Below are 19,714 nucleotides of genomic sequence, written 5' to 3' on the forward strand. Positions count from 1 at the left end.
AGAAAGAACATGATTCGCTTAACCAAGGTCAGTAAAAAATTCAGCAATGGTACGTTGGCATTGGCCGATATTTCTGTTGCGATCCCTCAAGGAGAATTTATCTATGTGGTGGGTCCCAGTGGTGCCGGCAAATCGACATTATTCAAATTGCTCTTGAAAGAAGAAGAGCTTTCGGCCGGTTCTATCCAAGTCGGCAATGTCTTGTTGGAACAACTCAAAGACCGTCATCTCTATATGATTCGACGACAAGTCGGTATCGTCGGACAAGAAGACCTTTTGCTTCCTTATCTGACGGTTGCCAAAAACGTTGACTATGCGCTGCAAGTACTAGGCACTCCCCGTAAGCTGCGTCAGGAAAAAACCGCCAAAGCACTGCAACTGGTGGGTATGTTTCCTCAAAAGGATCACTATCCTGAAGAGCTTTCCGTGGGACAGCGCAAAAAAGTAGCGATCGCGCGGGCGATCGTCACAGAGCCAGCAGTCTTGATCGCCGATGAGCCCACCGCCAATCTGGATGCGAAATCAGCCGTTGAAGTCATGAAACTACTCTTGCGGATCAATCAAGTCGGTGCCACGATCCTCTTGGCGACCCACGACAGCACGATGGTCAATACGGTCCGTAATCGGGTAGTCGAGCTGCAAAACGGTCGTTTGGTTCGTGATGAATATCAAGGCGGCTATACGCGCTTTGCTGATCCAAAAGATACATATGTCTGGTGAAGATGCTTAACTTTTCTAGCAAAAGATCCGATTAAAGAACTAGAAGATTGTTTTCATAATCGGATAAAGAAGGAGTGACCCAACGATTATCAAGTGAAGAGCGAATCTTGATAAACAGCACGACTGATCATTTTGCATAGGAAAGGATACTGTTATGAAGAAGAAGGTACAAGCTATCATCAAAAAAATCCGCTTGGCGGCGTTGATTCCGCTAGGATTTACCCTGATCGTATTATTAGGATGCTATTTCTTCGTGATCCGCACCCACGGAGACGGACAAGCAGCAAAAAGTTTCTTTATTTTTTCAGTAATCGTACTGCTGCTAGAAATCGCAGTGTTAGTAGGAATGACCTATTTGGTAAAAAAAGAGACCCATTCGGGCATGGATACGTTATTGACAGAACTAGAAGCAGTCGGTTCTGGCGATCTGTCGCATATCGATGAGATCGGCAGCAGCGACCAGACTTCTCTTTTTGGGCAAGTTCAAAATCGTTTTCAAGGGGTTTTAAACACCTTCAAAGCGGTGATCGTTGGTATGCACGAAGAAAGCAGCCGAATGGAAAAAATGGTAGGCGGCCTAACGACAACCTCAAAAAATGCCAAAAATTCAATTGAAAATGTGCGTCAGACGATGAATGCCATCGCAGATGCCACTAGTTCACAAGCCTCCGAAGCGGAACAAACCTCCTTTGATATGGACGAGCTAGCCTTAAGTATCGAAGAGATCCACAAAGAGATCGAATTGATGAATGGCTATGTCGGTCAATCCCAAAGCAGCAATGTCCACAATTCAGAAATGATGTTCCATGTATTTGAAAGCTGGGAGATCGAACGGCAAAACCAAGCAGAATTAGTAGAAAGCATGAACGACATGAACGAAGATGTCCAAAGCATCGGTAAGATCGTTCAGCTGATCAATGACATTTCTGATCAGACCAACTTACTGGCATTGAATGCATCCATCGAAGCAGCTCGAGCTGGAGAAGCGGGCCGAGGGTTTGCCATCGTTGCGGAAGAAGTCCGCAGCTTGGCGGAACAAAGCAGTCAATCAACGAAAAGCATTCGTTCGATCATTGAAACGATCCGCAAAAAATCGGAAAAAGTGGTCTCTGCAGTGACGGATTCCTTTGAAAGCGGCGAAAAACAAACCAACAATATCAACAAAGCGATCGAGTCAGCCAATGAGATCTCTGATATTGTCGAAAAATTGGTTTCAAGTATTCAAGCCGTGGAAGCCCATATTACCGGGATCGTTGAGAAAAAAGACATGGTTCAAGTTTCCGTCAGCAACATTTCGGCTGCTGTTTCGGAAACCTCTGCCGGCACCCAAGAAGTAACGGCAAACTTAGAAGACTTCTACTTAGTCATCGAAGACTTTGAACGGAATGTGCAAGAGATCGAAACGATCGCCACTATCCTTAAATTCCAAGTGGATAGTTTCAAATTCTAAAAGGAGCAGTGACGCCAATGGAACAATACGTTGTATTTAAAAGTCATCAACAACTCTTTGCCTTGCGTATCGACTATGTGGTACGGGTCATTGAGGCTGCTCCTTTTACACAGCTGCCAGAAGTGGCAGATTTCGTGCTGGGGATCCAGCCTTTTGAAGAGGCGATGGTGCCGATCATTGACATCCGCAAAAAGCTGTTTGATGAATTTACACCGGAAACTGGGCAAAATGTGGTCTTGTTGTGTCACTGGCAAGAGCAGGCGATCGGCCTATACGTGGAAGAGATCGTCGGCATTTTACCGCTAATTGAAAGTCCTAGCAATGCGGAACTAAATACATCAGGACTCAAGCAAAACTATATCGAAGCCTTTCTGAAAAAAGACGATGAACTTGTGCTGGCATTGGAGCTGCCGTTTCTCTTTAGCTATGAACAAGCCGCTGAGATGACGGCTGAGTTAGACGCCTATCAGACAGAGGAATTGGCAGCCGCCAATGACGATGACAATGATGACCGTGAATGAGGAACTGCATGTGGGGATCTCGGAGTATAAGATCGCCCAAGCGCCAACGCGTTTGATCACGGTGGGTTTAGGTTCTTGCATCGGCACGATCATTTACGATGAAGCCAGTCATATCGGCGGCTTGAGTCATATTATGCTGCCAGATAGTCAGCCTTTTTTGCACAAGCGGGAAATCAAGCCCGAGAAGTTTGCGGATTTGGCATTGCCAGCGATGGTGGCTGAGCTGGAACAAAAGATCCGTCGGCCTCGCTTTCAAGCGAAAATCGTTGGCGGCGCCAATATGTTTCAGTTCCAGACGCTTAACGCTGCCAGCAACATTGGTCAGCGCAATATTGAAGCCGTCGAGGAAGTCTTGGCTCGGTTAAACATTCCGATCGTAGCCAAACATGTTGGCGGCAGCGCTGGTCGAACGATGATCGTAGATCTTCAGGATTTCAAGACCATGGTTCGGCAAGTCAAACAAGAAATCGTTTATTTGTAAAAGGAGTACAGGGATATGAAAAAAGTAATGATCGTCGATGATTCGGCATTCATGCGGAAAGTAGTGACAGATTTATTGAATCAGCTGCCTGATATCGAAGTGACCGTCGCTGCCCGCAATGGCAAACAAGCATTGGACTATCTGACCAAAGAAGCGATCGATTTGGTAGTAATGGATGTGGAGATGCCTGTGATGAACGGATTAGAGACCTTGCGGAGGATGAAACAGCAATCAGCCATTCCCGTCATCATGCTTAGTTCATTAACCAATCAAGAAACCACGATTGAGGCATTGGCGCTAGGCGCCCGAGATTTTGTCGAAAAACCGGTCAGTCTATCGATGATTGAAAAAGAATGGATCGCTGAATTTCATCAAAAAATTTTGGCGATGGATCATGAAGCCGGCACGGTTCAAACCCTGATGCCAACGATTGCCCAGCCCACTAAGCTGACGCAAAACAGCTTGCCGGTATCACTTGATGCGCTAGTCATTGGTGCTTCAACAGGCGGACCGCGTGCCTTGCTGGGGATAATCCGCCGTTTGCCTGCGCGTTTGCGTTGTCCCATTTTGATTGTTCAGCATATGCCTGCGGGATTTACGGCTTCCTTTGCAAAGCGCTTAGACACAGAGACAACCGTCCGAGTACAAGAAGCAGTCGATGGCATGCGGATCGAAAATCAAGTGTATCTTTGTCCAGGGGATTACCACATGACGGTCAAACAAGGGCACTTGCAACTGGACCAGCGAGAAAAACGACATGGGACGCGGCCAACCGTCGATTATCTTTTTTCCTCAGCAGCTGACTACTATGGCCCGCAACTAGCGGCGGTGGTTTTGACGGGGATGGGAAAAGACGGCACCGCTGGCTTACGACAGATCCAAGCAGCTGGGGGCTATACGATCGTTCAAGACAAAGAAACGTGTACAGTCTTTGGGATGCCGCGGTATGCCATTGAACAAGGAGTCGTGGATGAAGTCCTGCCGTTGCAGGGCATTGAAGCAAAAATTGCACAGATGGTCAGGTGAAGAAGATGGAAGAAGAATTTGCCTTATTTAATGCGTGGGTGGATCGCCGATTAGGGATTCCATTAGCCGCATACAAAGAAAATCAAATGCAGCGCCGCATCCTTACGATCATGGAAAACAGCGGGGCAAAAACGTTGAGGGAATACCAGCAGTTGATCGAAGGAGATGACGGGGTGCGGGCGGCTTTTTTAGCCCATATCACCATTAACGTAACGGAATTTTATCGCAACAAAGAACTGTTTGACGCCTTTGAACGCGTCTTGAAAACCATTGTTCTCCCGAAAACCACGCTGCCAAAAATTTGGAGTGCCGCATGTTCGATTGGGGCAGAACCCTATACGATCGCCATGCTGCTAGAAAAAAACCAAATTGCCGCAGCCAATGTCTTGGCCACTGATATCGATACGCAAATTTTGGCAAAAGCCAAGCAAGGACTCTATCGAGACCACGAATTGCGGAATGTCTCAGCGGCAGAACGTACCCGTTTTTTTGATGCAAAAGAAAAGAACCAGTTTCAGATCAAGCCAGAAATCAAACGGCGAGTTCATTTTAAGCAACACGATCTTTTGAAAGACCCGTACAATGGGCCTTTTGATGTGATCGTTTGCCGCAATGTGACGATTTATTTCAAAAGTGATGCTCGGGATGCCGTCTATCAAAAATTCAGCGATGCATTGGTGCCAGGGGGCATTTTGTTTACGGGAGCGACAGAAACGATCAATTTTGCGGAACAATTCGGTCTCAAGAAAATCGATTCGTTTATCTATCAAAAAGTATAATTTTGTAAAGGAGGGACCCATTTGGATGACAATAGTGTCTATCGTACCCTTTTCTTTGAAGAAACAGACGATCATTTAGCGCAGTTGAATGATCATGTCTTGCAATTGGAAAACGATCCAAAAGATAGCGCCTTGCTGAATGATATTTTCCGTTCTGCCCATACCCTTAAAGGGATGGCGGCAACGATGGGCTATGACGTCATGACGCAGCTGACCCATAAAATGGAAAATATTTTTGAGTTATTTAAAACAGGGACCTTGCAAGTGACCCAGCAATCGATCTCATTGATTTTCAAATGTCTAGATCGTCTGTCAGAACTTGTGGAGGATCTGCGGGAAGAACGTGACCTGCAGCCAGCTCAAATTGCCGATTTATTGGCCGAACTTGACCAAACAGAACATTCTGGCGGCCTACCAACCGAGACAGAAGCAAGTCAAAAACCCACCGCAGTGGGCGCATTAATCCCACAGTTTCAACAGATCGATCCTTCTGATCTGTATGTGATCGAGCAAGCGGCTGGAGATGGTTATCAAGCCATTCAAATTGCTGTTCGCTTAGATGCCCAATCCATGTTAAAAGGCGCTCGTGCCTTCTTGATCATGGAAAAGCTGGGTCAAGCAGGGGATGTTCTCTATACAGAACCAGATGCCCAAACACTCGAAGAAGGCACCTTTGAATCAGATTTTTCACTGCTGTATTTGACGCAGCAAACACTGGCTGATGTCGAGCAAAACATCGCCAGCAATAGTGAGATCGAAGCCTTCGTGGTGGCACCTTTTGATCCATCAGCCGCTGTGTTGGAGGAGGCAGAAGAGCTGCTTCAACCAGTGCCGACCCCAGAGTCAGAGACTCCTGCCCTTCAGCAAGCGACAACAGAAACGAAAGAAAAATCGTCGGCGCCAGCGCATCATGCGTCCGCCCAAAACCAATCGATCCGAGTCGACTTGAATCGCTTAGATTCATTCTTGGATCTCGTGTCCGAATTGGTGGTCTATCGCAATCAATTAGAGGATGTCAGTGAGCGGGAAAATATCGAAGCAGTCAAAGACCCCTTAGAGCAAGTTTCACGATTGACCTCTGAGCTGCAAGATTTGGTCTTGCGGATCCGCATGCAGCAAGTCAACGTCGTCTTCAGCCGCTTTCCGCGAATGGTTCGGGACTTATCCAATGAACTGCAAAAAGAAATGGAACTTGTCATTTTTGGGGAAGAAACGGAATTGGATAAAACAGTGGTTTCTGAGTTGAGCGAGCCCCTGGTCCATCTATTGCGTAATTCTGTCGATCACGGCATCGAAGCACCCGATGTTCGGGAAAAACTGGGCAAACCGCGCAAGGGCACGATTCGCTTGGCGGCCTACCAAGAAGGCAATCGCGTGATCATTACTTTAGAGGATGATGGCAAAGGCCTTGATCCGCAAGTAATCAAAGCAAGTGCTGAAAAGAAAGGCTTAGCAACGGAAGGTCTTTCCGATGAAGCGTTGCAGCAGCTGATTTTCCATCCTGGTTTTTCAACGGCGCAAGAAGTGACCAACATTTCAGGGCGCGGTGTCGGGATGGATGCCGTGCAATCGAAGATCACCCAACTAGGGGGCACGATCGAAATGAAGAGTCAGCCAAATAAAGGCACGCAGTTTGTGATCAAATTGCCATTGACTCTGTCGATCATTCAAGCGTTGATGGTTCGCGTCGGAGCAGAAACCTTTGCGATCCCATTAAATCTCGTCGAACGCGTGGTGATGGTCAAAGAAGAAGAGATCATCCAGACGGTCTCGGATGAGGTCTATCGTTTTCAAGAGGAGTTGATTCCCTTGGTTCGGACCGATCAACTCTTAGCGATCGAAGACGATCCATCTGAGAAAAAATTCGCCATCATCGTCAACAATGACCAGCAATTTCACGGCATTTTGGCAGATGAACTGATCGGCCAGCAAGAAATCGTCATCAAGAAAATCGATCCGCTGCTGCAAAAGCTGAATCGCTATCAAGGAGCAACGATTATGGGTAACGGCTCGATTGCACTGATCTTAGACATTCATGCCATCTGTCAGGAAAAAAAGGATGACCGCTTATGAGTTATACAGCGCTGCAGATCGATGGCCTAAAAGAACTGATCAATATCGGCGGTGGTCACGCTGCGACGAGTTTATCAAAGCTCGTCCAACAACCGATCGACATGCGGGTACCGGAAGTCGAGATTCTAGCTTATGAGGACCTGTATCAGCAGATCATGGCGGAAGACAAAGAAGTTCATGTGGTGATGAGCCAGATCGAAGGGGCGTTTCGAGGAATCTTCTTGTTTGTCTTAACGGATGAATCCGCCGCAAAATTGCGTCAGTTGATGATCCAAGAAAGCGATCCGTCAGAAGAGTTGAAGCAATCGGTCATCAACGAGTTGACCAACATCCTCACCAATTCTTTTTTGATCGCGATCGGGCAACTGTTGGAAACCCAGCTGAGTGCGTCTTTACCAAGCGCCAGTTATGATTTCTTTGGCGCAGCGATCAGCTCCATCTATCTGGCGATGGCCCAGTATGATGAGCAGGTGATGGTGATTCGTAATGAGTTCGTCTACGCCAAAGAAACATTAGAGGCATCGTTATTTTTGATTCCAGAAATCGGTGTACTAGAAAACATATTTGATTCATTAGGAATTTGAAAGGGGCAAATACAATGTCAAAAAAAGTATTGATCGTGGATGATGCGGTATTTATGCGCATGAAATTAAAGGATATTTTAGAAAAAAACGGCTATGAAGTCGTGGGGGAAGCCCAAAATGGCCAAGAGGCTTTTGAAAAATACCAAGCAACGACACCAGACTTAGTGACTATGGATATCACGATGCCAGAAGTGGACGGCTTAGAGGCATTAAAAATGATTCGCACGTTTGATGCGCAGGCAAAAGTCGTAATGTGCAGTGCTATGGGACAACAAGGAATGGTGATGGATGCGATTCGCGCCGGTGCGGTGGACTTTATCGTGAAGCCCTTTGACACGGACCGCGTAATCACTGCCATCGACAAAGCCTTTGCCTAATGCCTAGGAGGATAGCGACATGCAGATGATTCTTTTCAAAATGGCCCAGCAGTACTATTTGATCTCGGCGGACTCGGTGGACGAGGTCATTGATGCCCCTTCCTTTACGAAGGTGCCCTTAGCACCGGAGTGGGTGGAAGGGTTGATCAATCTGCGGGGGTCTGTCGTAACGGTGATTCGTTTGGCAAAATTGATTCCCATCATGGAACCAGCCTACGAAAAAAACATATTGATCATGAAGAAGCAAGAGGAGACCAAAGGGGTCCTCGTAGAAGAAGTAATTGAAGTACTTGATATCACTGAAGACGATATCCAACTGGGCAATCAAGAGACAGAACATGCCGTTGGGGTCGTGACGATCGGTGAAAAAGTAGCCAGTGTGATTCAAATCGATCACATGATTTTTTAAAAAAATGGGGGATTAGTGTGGATCAGGTATTGACGCAGCAAGAGATTGATTTATTGTTGAATGCGATGAGCAGCGGAGAGATCGATCAAGAAATTATTGAGATAGAAGACAAACAAGCCAAAGTGAAAGCCTACGATTTTCGCCGACCAACAAAGCTGTCGAAAGAATACGTCAATACCCTGCACATGATCTTCGAGGATTTCTCGAAGATGAGCAGCAGCATGCTTTCTACCCAACTGCGGACCAATGTTTCTTTGCAGTTGGCAGCTATCGAACAAGTCAGTTATGACGAATTTATCCATTCGATACCAAAATTTACTTTGTTGGGGCTCTTTCATTCTCAGCCTTTGAGCGGGATCCAGATGATCGAGATGAACTCACAACTGTGTATGATGTTGGTGGAGTTGTTGTGCGGCGGCTTGGATGTTTATCAAAACAAGCCAATCGAAATGGATTTTAGCGAGAAAAAAAGTTTTACTGATATTGAAACAGCGATCTTGGAAGAAGTAGTAGCACAATTTGTACGGGTCTACCAAAATGTTTGGAAGGACATCGTTGCCTTGGATTCGGTTTTGGATGGAATCGATACGAATCCGCAATTGATGCAAAACATGTCGCCCAACGAACCCGTCGTATTAGTGACCTTTACTATCAAAATTTTTGAAGTGAAACATTTTATCAATCTATGTATCCCCTATGTCTTCTTTGAAGGGATCATTGATAAATTAAGTTTCCGCAATTGGTTTGATAGCAATCAGCCAGTCAACCAAGACGATAGCCGCGAGTTGCAAAAAAGTTTGAATGGGGTCGGATTGAATCTAGAAGTTCTGCTGGGCCATGCTCAAATGAGTCTTTCTGAGTTTCTCCACTTAGAAGAAGGCGATGTCATCAAACTAGACAAAAAAATTACTGAACCATTAGAGACCTTCATCGATGGAAAACCTTACTTCCGAGCAAAACCTGGGAAGCAAGAGGACCGTTTAGCCATTGAATTATTAGACAAGTTAGAAGAGGAGCAAGAACTATGAGTGAACGTTTATCCCAAGCAGAAATCGATGCATTGTTGAATCAAAGTGCCCCAGCCCAGCCGCAAGGATTAGAAGAGCAAGTCAAAGTCGACATTATCGGCGAAGTTGGCAATATCTCCATGTCGCAAGCGGCGACGACGTTGTCTTCCATTCTTGATCGTCGGGTCAGCATCACGACTCCCCGGGTGTCTAAAATCAAATTTGGTGAGATCTTAAACGACCTCGTTGCACCAAAAGTAGCAACGACAGTTGAATTTAAAGAAGGCCTTTTAGGCAGTAATTTGATGCTGTTAGAAGTCAAAGATGCCATCGTGATCGCTGATTTGATGATGGGGGGAACCGGTGAAACCAGCAACACCCAATTCACGGAATTAGAGCTAAGTGCTGTGGCAGAAGCCATGAACCAAATGATTGGGACTGCCTCGACTTCGATGGCGACGATGATCAGCCGTAAAGTGGATATCTTACCGCCGATCGTCAAACTATGGGAGACACCAGAAAACATTGAGTATAGCGGGATCGAGGCAGAGGAAGAGATTTATTGTATCTCATTTTCTTTGCGCGTCGAAGGTCTGATCGAAAGCAAAATCATGCAGATCTTTACGGATCCGGTGGTTAACGATATCGCCAGTGCGATGCTGTCCGATGAAGCGACTGTCGTTACTCGAGAAACACCAACACCGCAGCCAACGGCACCCGTTGCTGCGCCTACCCCTGAACCGGCGGCTACATCAAAACCCGTTGAAGTCAGCAAACCGGCGTTTCAAACATTGGCCTCTAGCGGGGTGAGCGATGGGGATAATTTGGACTTGATTCTTGATGTGCCACTGGATCTAAGTGTCGTGTTAGGCCGCAGCAAAAAAACCATTAAGGACATTTTATCTTTCAATACGGGGTCCGTCATCGAGCTGGAAAAACTGACGGATGAACCGCTAGAGATTTTGTTGAACGGCAAACTGATCGCTACTGGGGAAGTCGTGGTCATCAATGAAAACTTCGGCGTACGGATCACCAACATTCTTTCGCAAAAACAACGCATCCACAATTTGCATTAATTTGAAGAAATCGCAAAAAGTTAAACATATGGGTTTAACTTTTTTGTGATTTGACCGATAGTAGAGGGTAGAAGAATGAGAACGGAGGAGAACCTATGAAAATCGAAAGAGGTTACGCAGAATACAGCGACAAGGCCATCAAACGTGAAGCGGTCAAACAAGAAAAGCCAACTGCTGCTCAGACAGAAAAAACCGTCGATGTTCAATTGTCCGAAACAGCTCAAGCCATTCAAAAGAGTGCCAATCAAACAGCCAGTCGCAGTGAACGAGTGGCAGAATTGAAACGAGCGATCAAAGAAGGCACCTACCAAGTATCTGCCGAAACGATCGCCGATAAAATGCTGCAACAAGATGAAAAGCAGGTCGACTAGATGGCAGAACGGGAATTTGAGCGTCAGCTACAGCAGTTCTTGCGGTTGCTGCAAAAAGAAAAGACCTGCTTGATCAAAAATCAAGCAGAAAAATTACCAGAACTCGTCGAGAAAAAAACCGCCTTCGTACCCGTTTTTTCCACGTATGAAGGAACTCTTTCAGGGGCGATCAAAGAACTCATCCGCCAGATCCAAGTGCAGCAAGCCGAGAATCTCCTGCTGACGGAACAAGCCATTAGTTTCCAAACCGTTTTGATGGATGCAGTCAAAGAAAATATCAAGACACCGGCAAATACGTATTCGAAATACCAAGAAAAACAAGCTGTCTCAACAGCGATCATCGATCAAAAAATGTAAGGAGTACTTCTATGACAGGACTATTTGGTTCATTAGGCACCGCAACCCGGGGCATGACCGCCAATCAAGCAGCGTTGCAAACCAGCAGCCATAACATTGCAAATACCAATACAGACGGCTACTCAAGACAACGAGTCAACTTGCAAGCCGAAGCGTCTTATCATTTAGCGGGTGTCGGCAGCATCGGTATGGGTGTGAAAGTCGGCAGTGTCGAACGGATCGTCGATGATTTTGTCATTGGACAAGTACGCAATGCCAATTCTACCTATACATATTATGAACAAAAAGCAGACATATTAGGACAGCTGGAAAGTTTAATGAATGAGCCTTCTGACAACGGACTGTCCAAACAGCTGGCAACGATGTTTGATTCTTGGACCGCATTAGCCAACAATCCTGAACTGGATACGTCTAAGACCCTTGTGCTGGAAAACAGCAGTACATTTGCCGATACCATCAACCAAATGGGCAAACAAATGACGCAGCTGCAAAGCGACACGCTGGATACCATCGAAAAATCCGCGCTGGACTTCAATGAAAAGGTCAAGCAGCTGCAATCCTTGAATGAACAGATCTATGGGTTGACGACGAGTGGTGAGACACCCAATGATCTTTTAGATCGTCGAGACAGTCTGTTGAAAGATCTCTCGGGTCTAGCAGGGATCGAAACCAAGACCGATCAGTATGGCCGTGGGTTTGTATCCATGAGCGGACAGACGATCTTAAGTGCGGAGGAACGCAATACCCTTAGTGTGGTGGTGGGACAAAGCGAGACAGGCGCCTTGGTTTCCAAAGACGGCAACGCCTTGAATCCTGCCGAAACCATCACAGGGTCTTATCCAGCTGGAACCGTCTTGTTGACGAAAACCACCGACAATGGCGACACCGCCTATACAGAATTGCCGATCAAAGAAGGGGCGATCGGTGGCCTGCAAGCATCATCTAGTGAAATCGGCAGCCGCTTGACGGAATTGAACAACTTTACGACGACGATCGCGCAAGCCATGAACATGGTCTTTACCGGCGGCGCTTCTCGTACAAGCGGACTATTTGAGATCGGCCAAGATGATACCGGCACAGCGACGATGATTCGGGTCAGCCAAGCACTGTTAGATAACCCAAGTCTGGTGACCGGCGGAACGAGCAATGCAGCAGGAGATGGTTCAAGAGCTGCTGCAATGGCCAAACTCAGCAGTGCCAAATTGGATTTCCCGTTGTCAGAAAAGACGATCGCTTCTTTTGATTCTGAGACATTGACGTTTGCTAATGCAGCATCCGGCATGAGTTTCAGCAGTTATTTTAACAGCATCGTCACCAAAAACGGGATCTCAAAACAGCAAGCCGACAATACGGTCAGTGCCCAATTGTCGCTGCTGAATCAACTAGAATACAAAAATCAATCGGTGTCCGGTGTTTCATTAAATGAAGAAATGTCAGATGTGATTCGTTTCCAACAAGGATTTCAGGCCAATGCCCGCATATTATCGGTCGTTTCTGAAATGTTAGACACATTGATCAATCGAACAGGAGTGTAGAACATGCGTATTTCCAATTCAATCACCTACAATGATTTTTTACGAAATCTAGGAACCAACGCCTCCAAAGTCCAATCCACGTTGAATCAGCTATCGAGCTTGAAAGAAGTCAGCAAGTCCTCGGATAATCCACTGCTGGTTTCAAAAATCATGGATCTCAATGTGTCGTTAAATCAAAACAAAACCTACAATAATACGATCAAAGACAGTATTTCTTGGACAAAAGCCCAAGATTCTGCTTTAGAAAGCGTCAGTACCTCGATGCTGCGGATTCGCTCGTTGGTTCAATCTTCTGCCAATGCGACAGCTGGCAGTGAGGAATTAGGGGCAAATCGTTCAGAGATCGAGCAAGAGATCGAAGGCATCGTTGAATCATTAAATACCAATTTTGATGGCCGCTATTTATTTAGCGGAACGAATACGACGACGGCGCCTTTTGAGATCGTCAAAGAAAATGACGCCATCGTCGGTATCAAATACAATGGCACCAGTGAAGACTTGCCCCGAGAAATCGCAAACGGGGTTTCGGTGGATCTGTTAGCCAGCGGTGATCGACTGATGAACGAGACGGGCACCGCTACGGATCCCCAAAATTTAAGCACTTACTTCAATGATTTATTGTCTGCGTTGCGCAGTGATGATAAAGATGCCTTAGGGGGCGAGCTTTTAACCGCTCATGACCAGCATGCCACCAATGTAGTGAATGTACGGGCGCAGATCGGTACCCTCTACAATCGCTTGGAGGCGGCAGCTGATCGAAATGAGACGGAAAAGCTGAACTTGACCGAAACACTGTCCAACAAACAAGACGTCGATATTGCGGAAAAGTATATGGAATATCAAAATCAAATGACTGCCTACCGCTCAACATTAGCAATGGGAACAAAGATCATGCAGATGTCCATTCTAGATTATTTAAATTAACCCAAAAAACTTTTGTTCTTTGACGGGAGCAAAAGTTTTTTATTTTTTTTAGAAAAAAGGCTTAACCCTGAACGGTTTCTTCCGATAAATAGTAGCAGAGGGAAACCTTAGCGAATAAAAATTAGGAGGAACTACACATGAGAATCAATACAAACGTTTCAGCATTGAATACTTACTCACGCCTAACGGCAGCAAATGCTTCTAAAAGCAATTCTTTGTCTAAATTATCTTCAGGCTTACGCATCAACAAAGCTGGGGACGACGCAGCTGGCTTAGCAATTTCTGAAAAAATGAAAGGCCAAATCGGCGGTTTGTCACAAGCAAAAAGCAATGCACAAGATGGTATCTCATTGATCCAAACAGCAGAAGGTGCATTAAATGAAACCCACAGCATCTTAGGCCGTATGCGTGACCTTGCGGTTCAAAGTTCAAACGGTACGTTAAGTGATGACGACCGCAGTGCGATCAACAAAGAATACACTGCATTGTCTGATGAAATCGACCGTATCAGCAATACCACTGAATTCAATACAAAAAGCTTGTTAACTGGTGAAGGCGATGATGCGAAATCATTCACTTTCCAAATCGGTGCCAACGCAAACCAAACAATGAGCGTTTCAATCAACAACATGAGCTCATCTGCATTGAAAGTAAAAGGCTTAGATTTAACACAAGCCATTGACACAAGCGATGCCAAAGCTGTTGCTGCAGCAAAAGATAAAGCAGTAGCGACTGCCTTCAAAGCAGATGCTACAACAAAATATGCAGCGGACGGCACAGTTGATGCGGCAGCTGGTAAAACAGTTGCTGAATTACAAACAGCCATCGACACAGCTGCGGATGATACAGCAAAAGCAACAGCTCAAAAAACATACGATGATGCTTTAGCAACATTTACCGCTTCTGATGAAGGCAAAGCAGCAGCGGCAACTGTCAGCGTTGAAAACAACCCAATCACGAAAATCGATGAAGCGATCAAAGCAGTTTCTGCACAACGTGCGGATCTTGGTGCGGCGCAAAACCGTCTAGAACACACAATCAACAACTTAGGTACAACACAAGAAAACCTATCTGAAGCAAACTCACGTATCCGTGACGTTGATATGGCCCAAGAAATGATGAGCTTTACGAAGAGCAACATCCTTTCTCAAGCAGCAACTTCAATGTTGGCACAAGCAAACTCAATGCCTAACAGCGTATTGAGCTTGTTACAAGGATAATTTTTGATCAAGTGAACCACTGACACAAGGACTGCCTAGGGGAAGCGCAGTTCTTGTGTTTTACATAGCAGCACAAAAACGCTTAGAAATGAGGAAGCTCTGATGGATATTCAGCCAATGTCAGGAATACACCCGATCGAAGCCGTTGCGTCGGTCGCTAAAGCACGTCCGATCGAATCCCTAGATCAAGAGACCGCCAACCTTCAGCCGCAACACCAAGAGGGGAAACTGGCGGAGAAAAAGGAACGGACAGTGGTCACTGAACCGCCGATCCACTATTTTTCAGTAGCCGATCAGCACAAGATCGTAGCCTCCGTGGAGGAAGTGAATCAGCGACTACTTGGCAAAGATATGAAATTGGCTTATGAAGTACATGAGCGCACAGGGCGTACGATGGTACGTTTAGTGGATATGCAGACCAACGAAGTGATCAAAGAGATCCCACCAGCCAACATGCTAGATGTGATTGGAAAAATATGGGATGACATGGGCATTGCGGTCGATCGAAAGGGATGAAACTATGGCAAGTGTAACCAGCAGTTCAGGAATCAGTACAACGCTAGGGAGTTATTCTGGCGTGACTTCAGAAGATATTGAAAAATTATTGGCGGCAGATGCGATCAATAAGACCCGTGCTGAGAATAAAATCACGTCGCTTAAAGCACAAAAAACGGCATGGAGTGATATCAGCACTCGCTTGACTAACTTTTTGTCAAAAGTCGATGCGTTACAAAAAGATGATGCTTATCAAACAAAAAAAGCGACGACCACCAATAGTAGTATCGCTTCAATTGCAGGAACAACGGAAGCCCCAGAAGGCACCTATGATCTAAAAGTCAACCAACTAGCAACAGCCACGAAGGTGACGGGGAGTCAAGTAGCTCAAAGCAGCAAAACGGCCCTAAATGTCAGTGGTCAGCTCTCATTGACCAGTTCGGAAGTCGATGAAGATGGCAAACCGATCACCGCTTCGATCGAGATCACTGCCGAAGACAGCTTAAAAGATGTGGCAGCTAAGATCAATGGCCAAAGCAAGACGACCTTCGTTGCAGCGAGCATCGTGGATAACCGTTTGATTTTAACGAATACCAAAATGGGCGACAAAAACTTCTTGATCGACGGCAATGCCGCCGAAGGATTAGGGATCGGTTCAACTGCGGCTACGACGCAAGGCCAACCGGCTATTTTTGAACTAGACGGCATGGAGATCACCCGCGACAGCAATAGTGTGACGGATGTTATCGATGGTGTCACTCTGACGTTAGCGAAAAAAAGCGAGGAGCATGTGACGCTTTCTTTAGCCAATGATACTTCGAAAGTCGTTGATGCAGTACAAGGATTAGTGGATCAATACAATAGCTTGATGAGTTTTATCGGCGATAATTTGACCGTGGGAGATCCTAGTAGTGAAAACAACAAGACGGGGACCTTGGTGGGAGACAGTGCGTTGACCCGTCTACAGACTCAATTGCGAAATTTGATCACCATTCCAGCCGTCAGCGGATCAAAGCTGACTGCTAATAAGCTAGGCATCTCCACCGTCGATAATGATGGTACATTGGGACTGGATACGACCAAGTTAAAAGAAGCCCTAGCGGAAGATCCCGCTGCTGTGAAGTCCTTCTTTTATACAAGTACGAAAACCAAAGAAGCCGATGGCACTGCGAGTACGAAAGAGACCGGCTATACATTAGCGCTAAAAGAATTAGCCAACAGCTATGTCGTCAATACTTCAGCCAATAAAGGGATCATTGCCACCAAATCTGCGACCTATGACAGTACCATCAAGGATTTGAACAAACAGATTACACGGTTTGATGATATTTTAGCAATGAAAAAAGAGCGTTACATCACAATGTTTACCAAATTAGACTCCGTGATGATGGAGGCTGAAAATCAGCTGAGTTACCTAAGCAATCAGTTTGCCAATACGTCAAACTAGGCAGGATAGCCGATTAAAGCAGTCACTTTTTCATTCGCATAAGAAACCCTCGTCAACAAGAAAGGAAACAACCTATGGAGCCACACGTATCATTAGATGAACGTTTGAATCAGATTTTAACTGGTTTTGCCCAATGGCGCGGCGACAGCGAAGAAGCCAGTCGTTTGATGGCAGCCAATGCAGCGGTCATAGCAGCCATGCAAGCAGAAGAACAGAGCCATAGTCCACAAACCAGTGCATTGGCGCAACAAGTGATCCAAGCGTATCAAGCGTTCCTAGACCAGGTCAAAGCCCAGCAGCAAGAGATCAAACAAGAATTGGGGCGTTTGAACCGCAAAAACAATCTTGTCAAAACGTATTTGCAGCAAGAAGACAGTGCCGCCTTCGTCGAATTTGATTTATAGTGAGGAAAAAAAGATGAATTATCAAAAAATGCAAAACAACTATCTGCAGAACCAAGTAATGAGTGCCTCCCCCAACAAACTGATTGAAATGCTGTTGCAAGCAGCCATCAAAAACATCAAATTAGCAGTGATCGCATTGGAAAAAGAAGAGTTGAGCCAAGCCCATCAGCAATTTGTCAAGGCGCAGAATATTTTATTGGAATTACGGGTCTCTTTAGACCGTGAGCAAGGCGGCGCTATTGCTGAAGATCTCGATCAGCTGTATGGCTATATGTACGATCAGCTAGTCAGTGCCAATGTCCAAAAAGAGGCAGCCCCTGCAGAAACGGTCGTCCCGCTTTTAAGCGAACTACTGGAAAGCTGGCAAACGATCACCCAATAAATTTGAGAAAAAGCAAAGAAACGACCACCTAAAACCTAGAAAAGTTTAGTAATTGGTTAAATTTTTACCATGTATCCCTTTTCACTAAGCTTTCTTTTTCCCCTCCTCGTCCCTATCTGGTACTCTTTTTATGAGCGTACCGAAAAGGTGCAAGGAGGTTTTTTTTTGAAACAAAAAATAGTACAAAAGCCGCTTTTCTGGCAAGTGGTGATTCTGATTGCAATGAGTGGTGTTTTTTTATTACCGCAGATCTTAGGCCAAGGCATGATTTTGGGCTCTGATGTGGTCTTTCACTTCAATCGTTTTTATGAGACCAGCCAGCAGATCAAAGAGGGCAATTTTCAATATTTTCTTTCTATCTACGGGTTTCAGCAATCTGCTCGTATCGTCAATGCATTATACGGTCCCTTTTTTGCCTATTTCCAAGGTCTGCTGGTCTTGCTGAGTCCTTCGTGGTTTTCCTACCAACTGCTCGCCAATGGGCTGCTCTATCTGCTAGCAGGGTTTTCGATGTTTGGCTTATTAAAGAAACTACGAGTCAATGGCTGGCTGTCAGTGGGGATGAGCATCCTGTTTATGGCGACCTATTCTGTCCAGTATTGGATTGAGCGGCAGGGCTTTTCTGCTTGGGGAGCAGCCGTGTTACCGCTGTGTCTGATTCCACTGATCGCACTAGGGGAACATAAACGGTTGCGGCCTTTTGCGGTAGGGGTTTCCGTGGCGGTCTTATTTCAAATCCATGTGTTTTCAAGCATCTTGTTAGTGCTCTTATATGTGCCCTTTTTCTTACGCGCCTTTTTTGTTGGAACTTCCGGCGAAGAAAAACGACAATTGGTGCTGCGCTTAGCAGGAGCGATCGGGATTTTCTTGCTGCTGACCGCCAATATTTGGTTAGGGATGTTGGATCTCTATACGAGTAACACGTTGATCGCGCCTTTTGTGAATCGCAACATGCAGAACAATACCATTACTGGAACCAGCAGCTATTGGTGGACGACTCCGTACCTGCTGCCAATCTTATGTGCCTTGTTCTTTTGCGGTGCGATTCGTGTATGGCCTCGTCTATCCGGCGGCTTCAAATTAATGACAGCAGCTGCAGCGGTCTTTTTCGTTTTATCATCGAACGCTATTCCTTGGCAATGGCTAGGCAGTCTGGACAATGGTGTGATCAATTTACTACAATTCCCTTTTCGGTTCTTTGTTCCTGCCACGATTTTGATCTTAGTCGGTTTGTGCCTGCTGGTTCCTTATTATCGGGGCAAGCCATTGGCAAATCCGCGTTGGTTCGTCCTCGTTTTAGTTTTGAGTGTTGGTCAAATCCTGATCCAAAACACGGTCAAAATGCAGGACTGGCACTCCGATGAAGCGGCAGTTTCACTGCGAAACCACACCTATCTCTCGGCGGAATCTGAAGCGCAATTGAAGGAAGCCTATTTTAGTAAAGACAAGTCCTTAGCATTAGCGCTGTATCAACGTTCTACCCCAGATTATCTGCCCCTCTATCAAGAGACCAAGAAGAACAAGTACAATTTGTACGGGGAAGAAATCATTGAAAAAAATGATACCGTGGCAAAAACCGTAGAAAACGGGAAACTTACTTTACGTTGGCAAGGTGATCAAGAGGCGTGGAAGGCGTTACCGATCATCAATTACCGCTATACTGAATTGACCCTCAATCAGCAGCCACTAACTGAGAAAGATGTCTCTTTGAGTGCCATTGGTGCCGTTTCTGTCCAACAGCAAGCAGGGGAGAATGTCTTAGTCGTTGACTATGACGCACCTTGGTTTTTCGACGGAGCTTTATGGCTGACGATCATTTCTTGGATCGCTTTACTCATCGGCTTTATCAGCTGGAAAACAAGACAGCTGTATCGTCGTCGTAAGGTCGTACAAGCTTTATTGAAAGAATCTGAATAAAATGAATCAGAAAAGAACTTCAGCGAGAGGGCTGAAGTTCTTTTTTTGTTGATCAGCAACAGTGTACCTATTTTTTTCCGAGAGAAACAATAATCGTTGCGTGCGCAACGATTATTCCTTATAATAGATAAGACACTTTGAAGAACCAAGAAAGGCAGG

At 45.7% G+C, this 19,714-nt stretch carries 22 protein-coding genes; all 22 read left to right on the forward strand.

What is annotated here, in order from left to right; genetic code table 11:
• The first annotated feature begins 9 nt into the window (after window positions 1-9).
• Complete coding sequence (locus tag IGI92_RS00625) at window positions 10-720, forward strand: cell division ATP-binding protein FtsE (RefSeq protein WP_005232774.1); 711 nt, start codon at window positions 10-12, stop codon at window positions 718-720.
• Window positions 721-874: 154 nt separating this feature from the next.
• Complete coding sequence (locus tag IGI92_RS00630; RefSeq protein ID WP_005226627.1) at window positions 875-2,170, forward strand: methyl-accepting chemotaxis protein; 1,296 nt, start codon at window positions 875-877, stop codon at window positions 2,168-2,170.
• Window positions 2,171-2,187: 17 nt separating this feature from the next.
• Entirely contained in the window at window positions 2,188-2,691 is a 504-nt protein-coding gene (locus IGI92_RS00635) for a chemotaxis protein CheW (protein ID WP_061053559.1), read from the forward strand.
• Complete coding sequence (locus IGI92_RS00640) at window positions 2,663-3,172, forward strand: chemotaxis protein CheD (protein ID WP_005226629.1); 510 nt, start codon at window positions 2,663-2,665, stop codon at window positions 3,170-3,172. Before IGI92_RS00635 ends, IGI92_RS00640 begins: the two co-directional genes overlap by 29 nt.
• A 15-nt stretch (window positions 3,173-3,187) precedes the next feature.
• Window positions 3,188-4,198, forward strand: a complete 1,011-nt coding sequence (gene cheB, locus IGI92_RS00645) for a chemotaxis-specific protein-glutamate methyltransferase CheB (protein WP_061053560.1) — start codon at window positions 3,188-3,190, stop codon at window positions 4,196-4,198.
• Between the two features lie 5 nt (window positions 4,199-4,203).
• Complete coding sequence (locus tag IGI92_RS00650) at window positions 4,204-4,977, forward strand: CheR family methyltransferase (protein ID WP_005226631.1); 774 nt, start codon at window positions 4,204-4,206, stop codon at window positions 4,975-4,977.
• Between the two features lie 21 nt (window positions 4,978-4,998).
• Window positions 4,999-7,050, forward strand: a complete 2,052-nt coding sequence (locus IGI92_RS00655) for a chemotaxis protein CheW (RefSeq protein ID WP_430607620.1) — start codon at window positions 4,999-5,001, stop codon at window positions 7,048-7,050.
• Window positions 7,047-7,634 (forward strand): chemotaxis protein CheC, encoded by a 588-nt coding sequence (locus tag IGI92_RS00660; RefSeq protein WP_005226634.1) that lies wholly within the window; start codon window positions 7,047-7,049, stop codon window positions 7,632-7,634. The genes IGI92_RS00655 and IGI92_RS00660 overlap by 4 nt, the downstream gene beginning before the upstream one ends.
• Window positions 7,635-7,648: 14 nt before the next feature.
• On the forward strand, window positions 7,649-8,011 hold the full coding sequence (locus IGI92_RS00665) for a response regulator (protein ID WP_003129084.1): 363 nt from the start codon (window positions 7,649-7,651) through the stop codon (window positions 8,009-8,011).
• A gap of 19 nt (window positions 8,012-8,030) precedes the next feature.
• The gene (locus tag IGI92_RS00670; protein WP_005232757.1) at window positions 8,031-8,420 is read left to right on the forward strand and encodes a chemotaxis protein CheW; all 390 of its coding nucleotides are present in this window, start codon (window positions 8,031-8,033) and stop codon (window positions 8,418-8,420) included.
• 17 nt (window positions 8,421-8,437) lie between these two features.
• Window positions 8,438-9,448, forward strand: a complete 1,011-nt coding sequence (fliM, locus tag IGI92_RS00675; RefSeq protein ID WP_430607621.1) for a flagellar motor switch protein FliM — start codon at window positions 8,438-8,440, stop codon at window positions 9,446-9,448.
• Window positions 9,445-10,503: a flagellar motor switch phosphatase FliY gene (gene fliY / locus IGI92_RS00680; protein WP_016619538.1), complete on the forward strand. Its 1,059-nt coding sequence runs from the start codon at window positions 9,445-9,447 to the stop codon at window positions 10,501-10,503. Before fliM ends, fliY begins: the two co-directional genes overlap by 4 nt.
• A gap of 95 nt (window positions 10,504-10,598) precedes the next feature.
• Window positions 10,599-10,874: a flagellar biosynthesis anti-sigma factor FlgM gene (gene flgM / locus IGI92_RS00685; RefSeq protein WP_005232754.1), complete on the forward strand. Its 276-nt coding sequence runs from the start codon at window positions 10,599-10,601 to the stop codon at window positions 10,872-10,874.
• Window positions 10,875-11,231, forward strand: coding sequence for a hypothetical protein (locus tag IGI92_RS00690; RefSeq protein WP_430607623.1), 357 nt, complete (start codon window positions 10,875-10,877; stop codon window positions 11,229-11,231). It abuts the gene before it with no gap.
• Between the two features lie 11 nt (window positions 11,232-11,242).
• A complete protein-coding gene (flgK, locus tag IGI92_RS00695; protein WP_430607626.1) occupies window positions 11,243-12,766 on the forward strand; it encodes a flagellar hook-associated protein FlgK in 1,524 nt (507 codons plus the stop codon).
• A gap of 3 nt (window positions 12,767-12,769) precedes the next feature.
• A complete protein-coding gene (flgL, locus tag IGI92_RS00700; RefSeq protein WP_016619541.1) occupies window positions 12,770-13,690 on the forward strand; it encodes a flagellar hook-associated protein FlgL in 921 nt (306 codons plus the stop codon).
• A 137-nt stretch (window positions 13,691-13,827) separates the two neighbouring features.
• Window positions 13,828-14,910 carry a flagellin gene (locus IGI92_RS00705; protein WP_005226642.1) on the forward strand — a complete coding sequence of 361 codons (1,083 nt, stop codon included), beginning with the start codon at window positions 13,828-13,830 and terminating at the stop codon, window positions 14,908-14,910.
• A 102-nt stretch (window positions 14,911-15,012) separates the two neighbouring features.
• Window positions 15,013-15,426 carry a flagellar protein FlaG gene (locus IGI92_RS00710; RefSeq protein ID WP_430607629.1) on the forward strand — a complete coding sequence of 138 codons (414 nt, stop codon included), beginning with the start codon at window positions 15,013-15,015 and terminating at the stop codon, window positions 15,424-15,426.
• 4 nt (window positions 15,427-15,430) lie between these two features.
• Window positions 15,431-16,852 carry a flagellar filament capping protein FliD gene (gene fliD / locus IGI92_RS00715; protein WP_430608473.1) on the forward strand — a complete coding sequence of 474 codons (1,422 nt, stop codon included), beginning with the start codon at window positions 15,431-15,433 and terminating at the stop codon, window positions 16,850-16,852.
• Between the two features lie 74 nt (window positions 16,853-16,926).
• Complete coding sequence (locus IGI92_RS00720; RefSeq protein ID WP_081117664.1) at window positions 16,927-17,256, forward strand: hypothetical protein; 330 nt, start codon at window positions 16,927-16,929, stop codon at window positions 17,254-17,256.
• Between the two features lie 13 nt (window positions 17,257-17,269).
• Window positions 17,270-17,638 carry a flagellar export chaperone FliS gene (gene fliS / locus IGI92_RS00725; RefSeq protein ID WP_008376567.1) on the forward strand — a complete coding sequence of 123 codons (369 nt, stop codon included), beginning with the start codon at window positions 17,270-17,272 and terminating at the stop codon, window positions 17,636-17,638.
• A 165-nt stretch (window positions 17,639-17,803) separates the two neighbouring features.
• Window positions 17,804-19,555, forward strand: coding sequence for a hypothetical protein (locus IGI92_RS00730; protein WP_008376564.1), 1,752 nt, complete (start codon window positions 17,804-17,806; stop codon window positions 19,553-19,555).
• Window positions 19,556-19,714 lie beyond the last annotated feature (159 nt).

Source organism: Enterococcus sp. DIV2379, from assembly GCF_050542965.1.
Classification (GTDB): domain Bacteria; phylum Bacillota; class Bacilli; order Lactobacillales; family Enterococcaceae; genus Enterococcus_D; species Enterococcus_D entomosocium.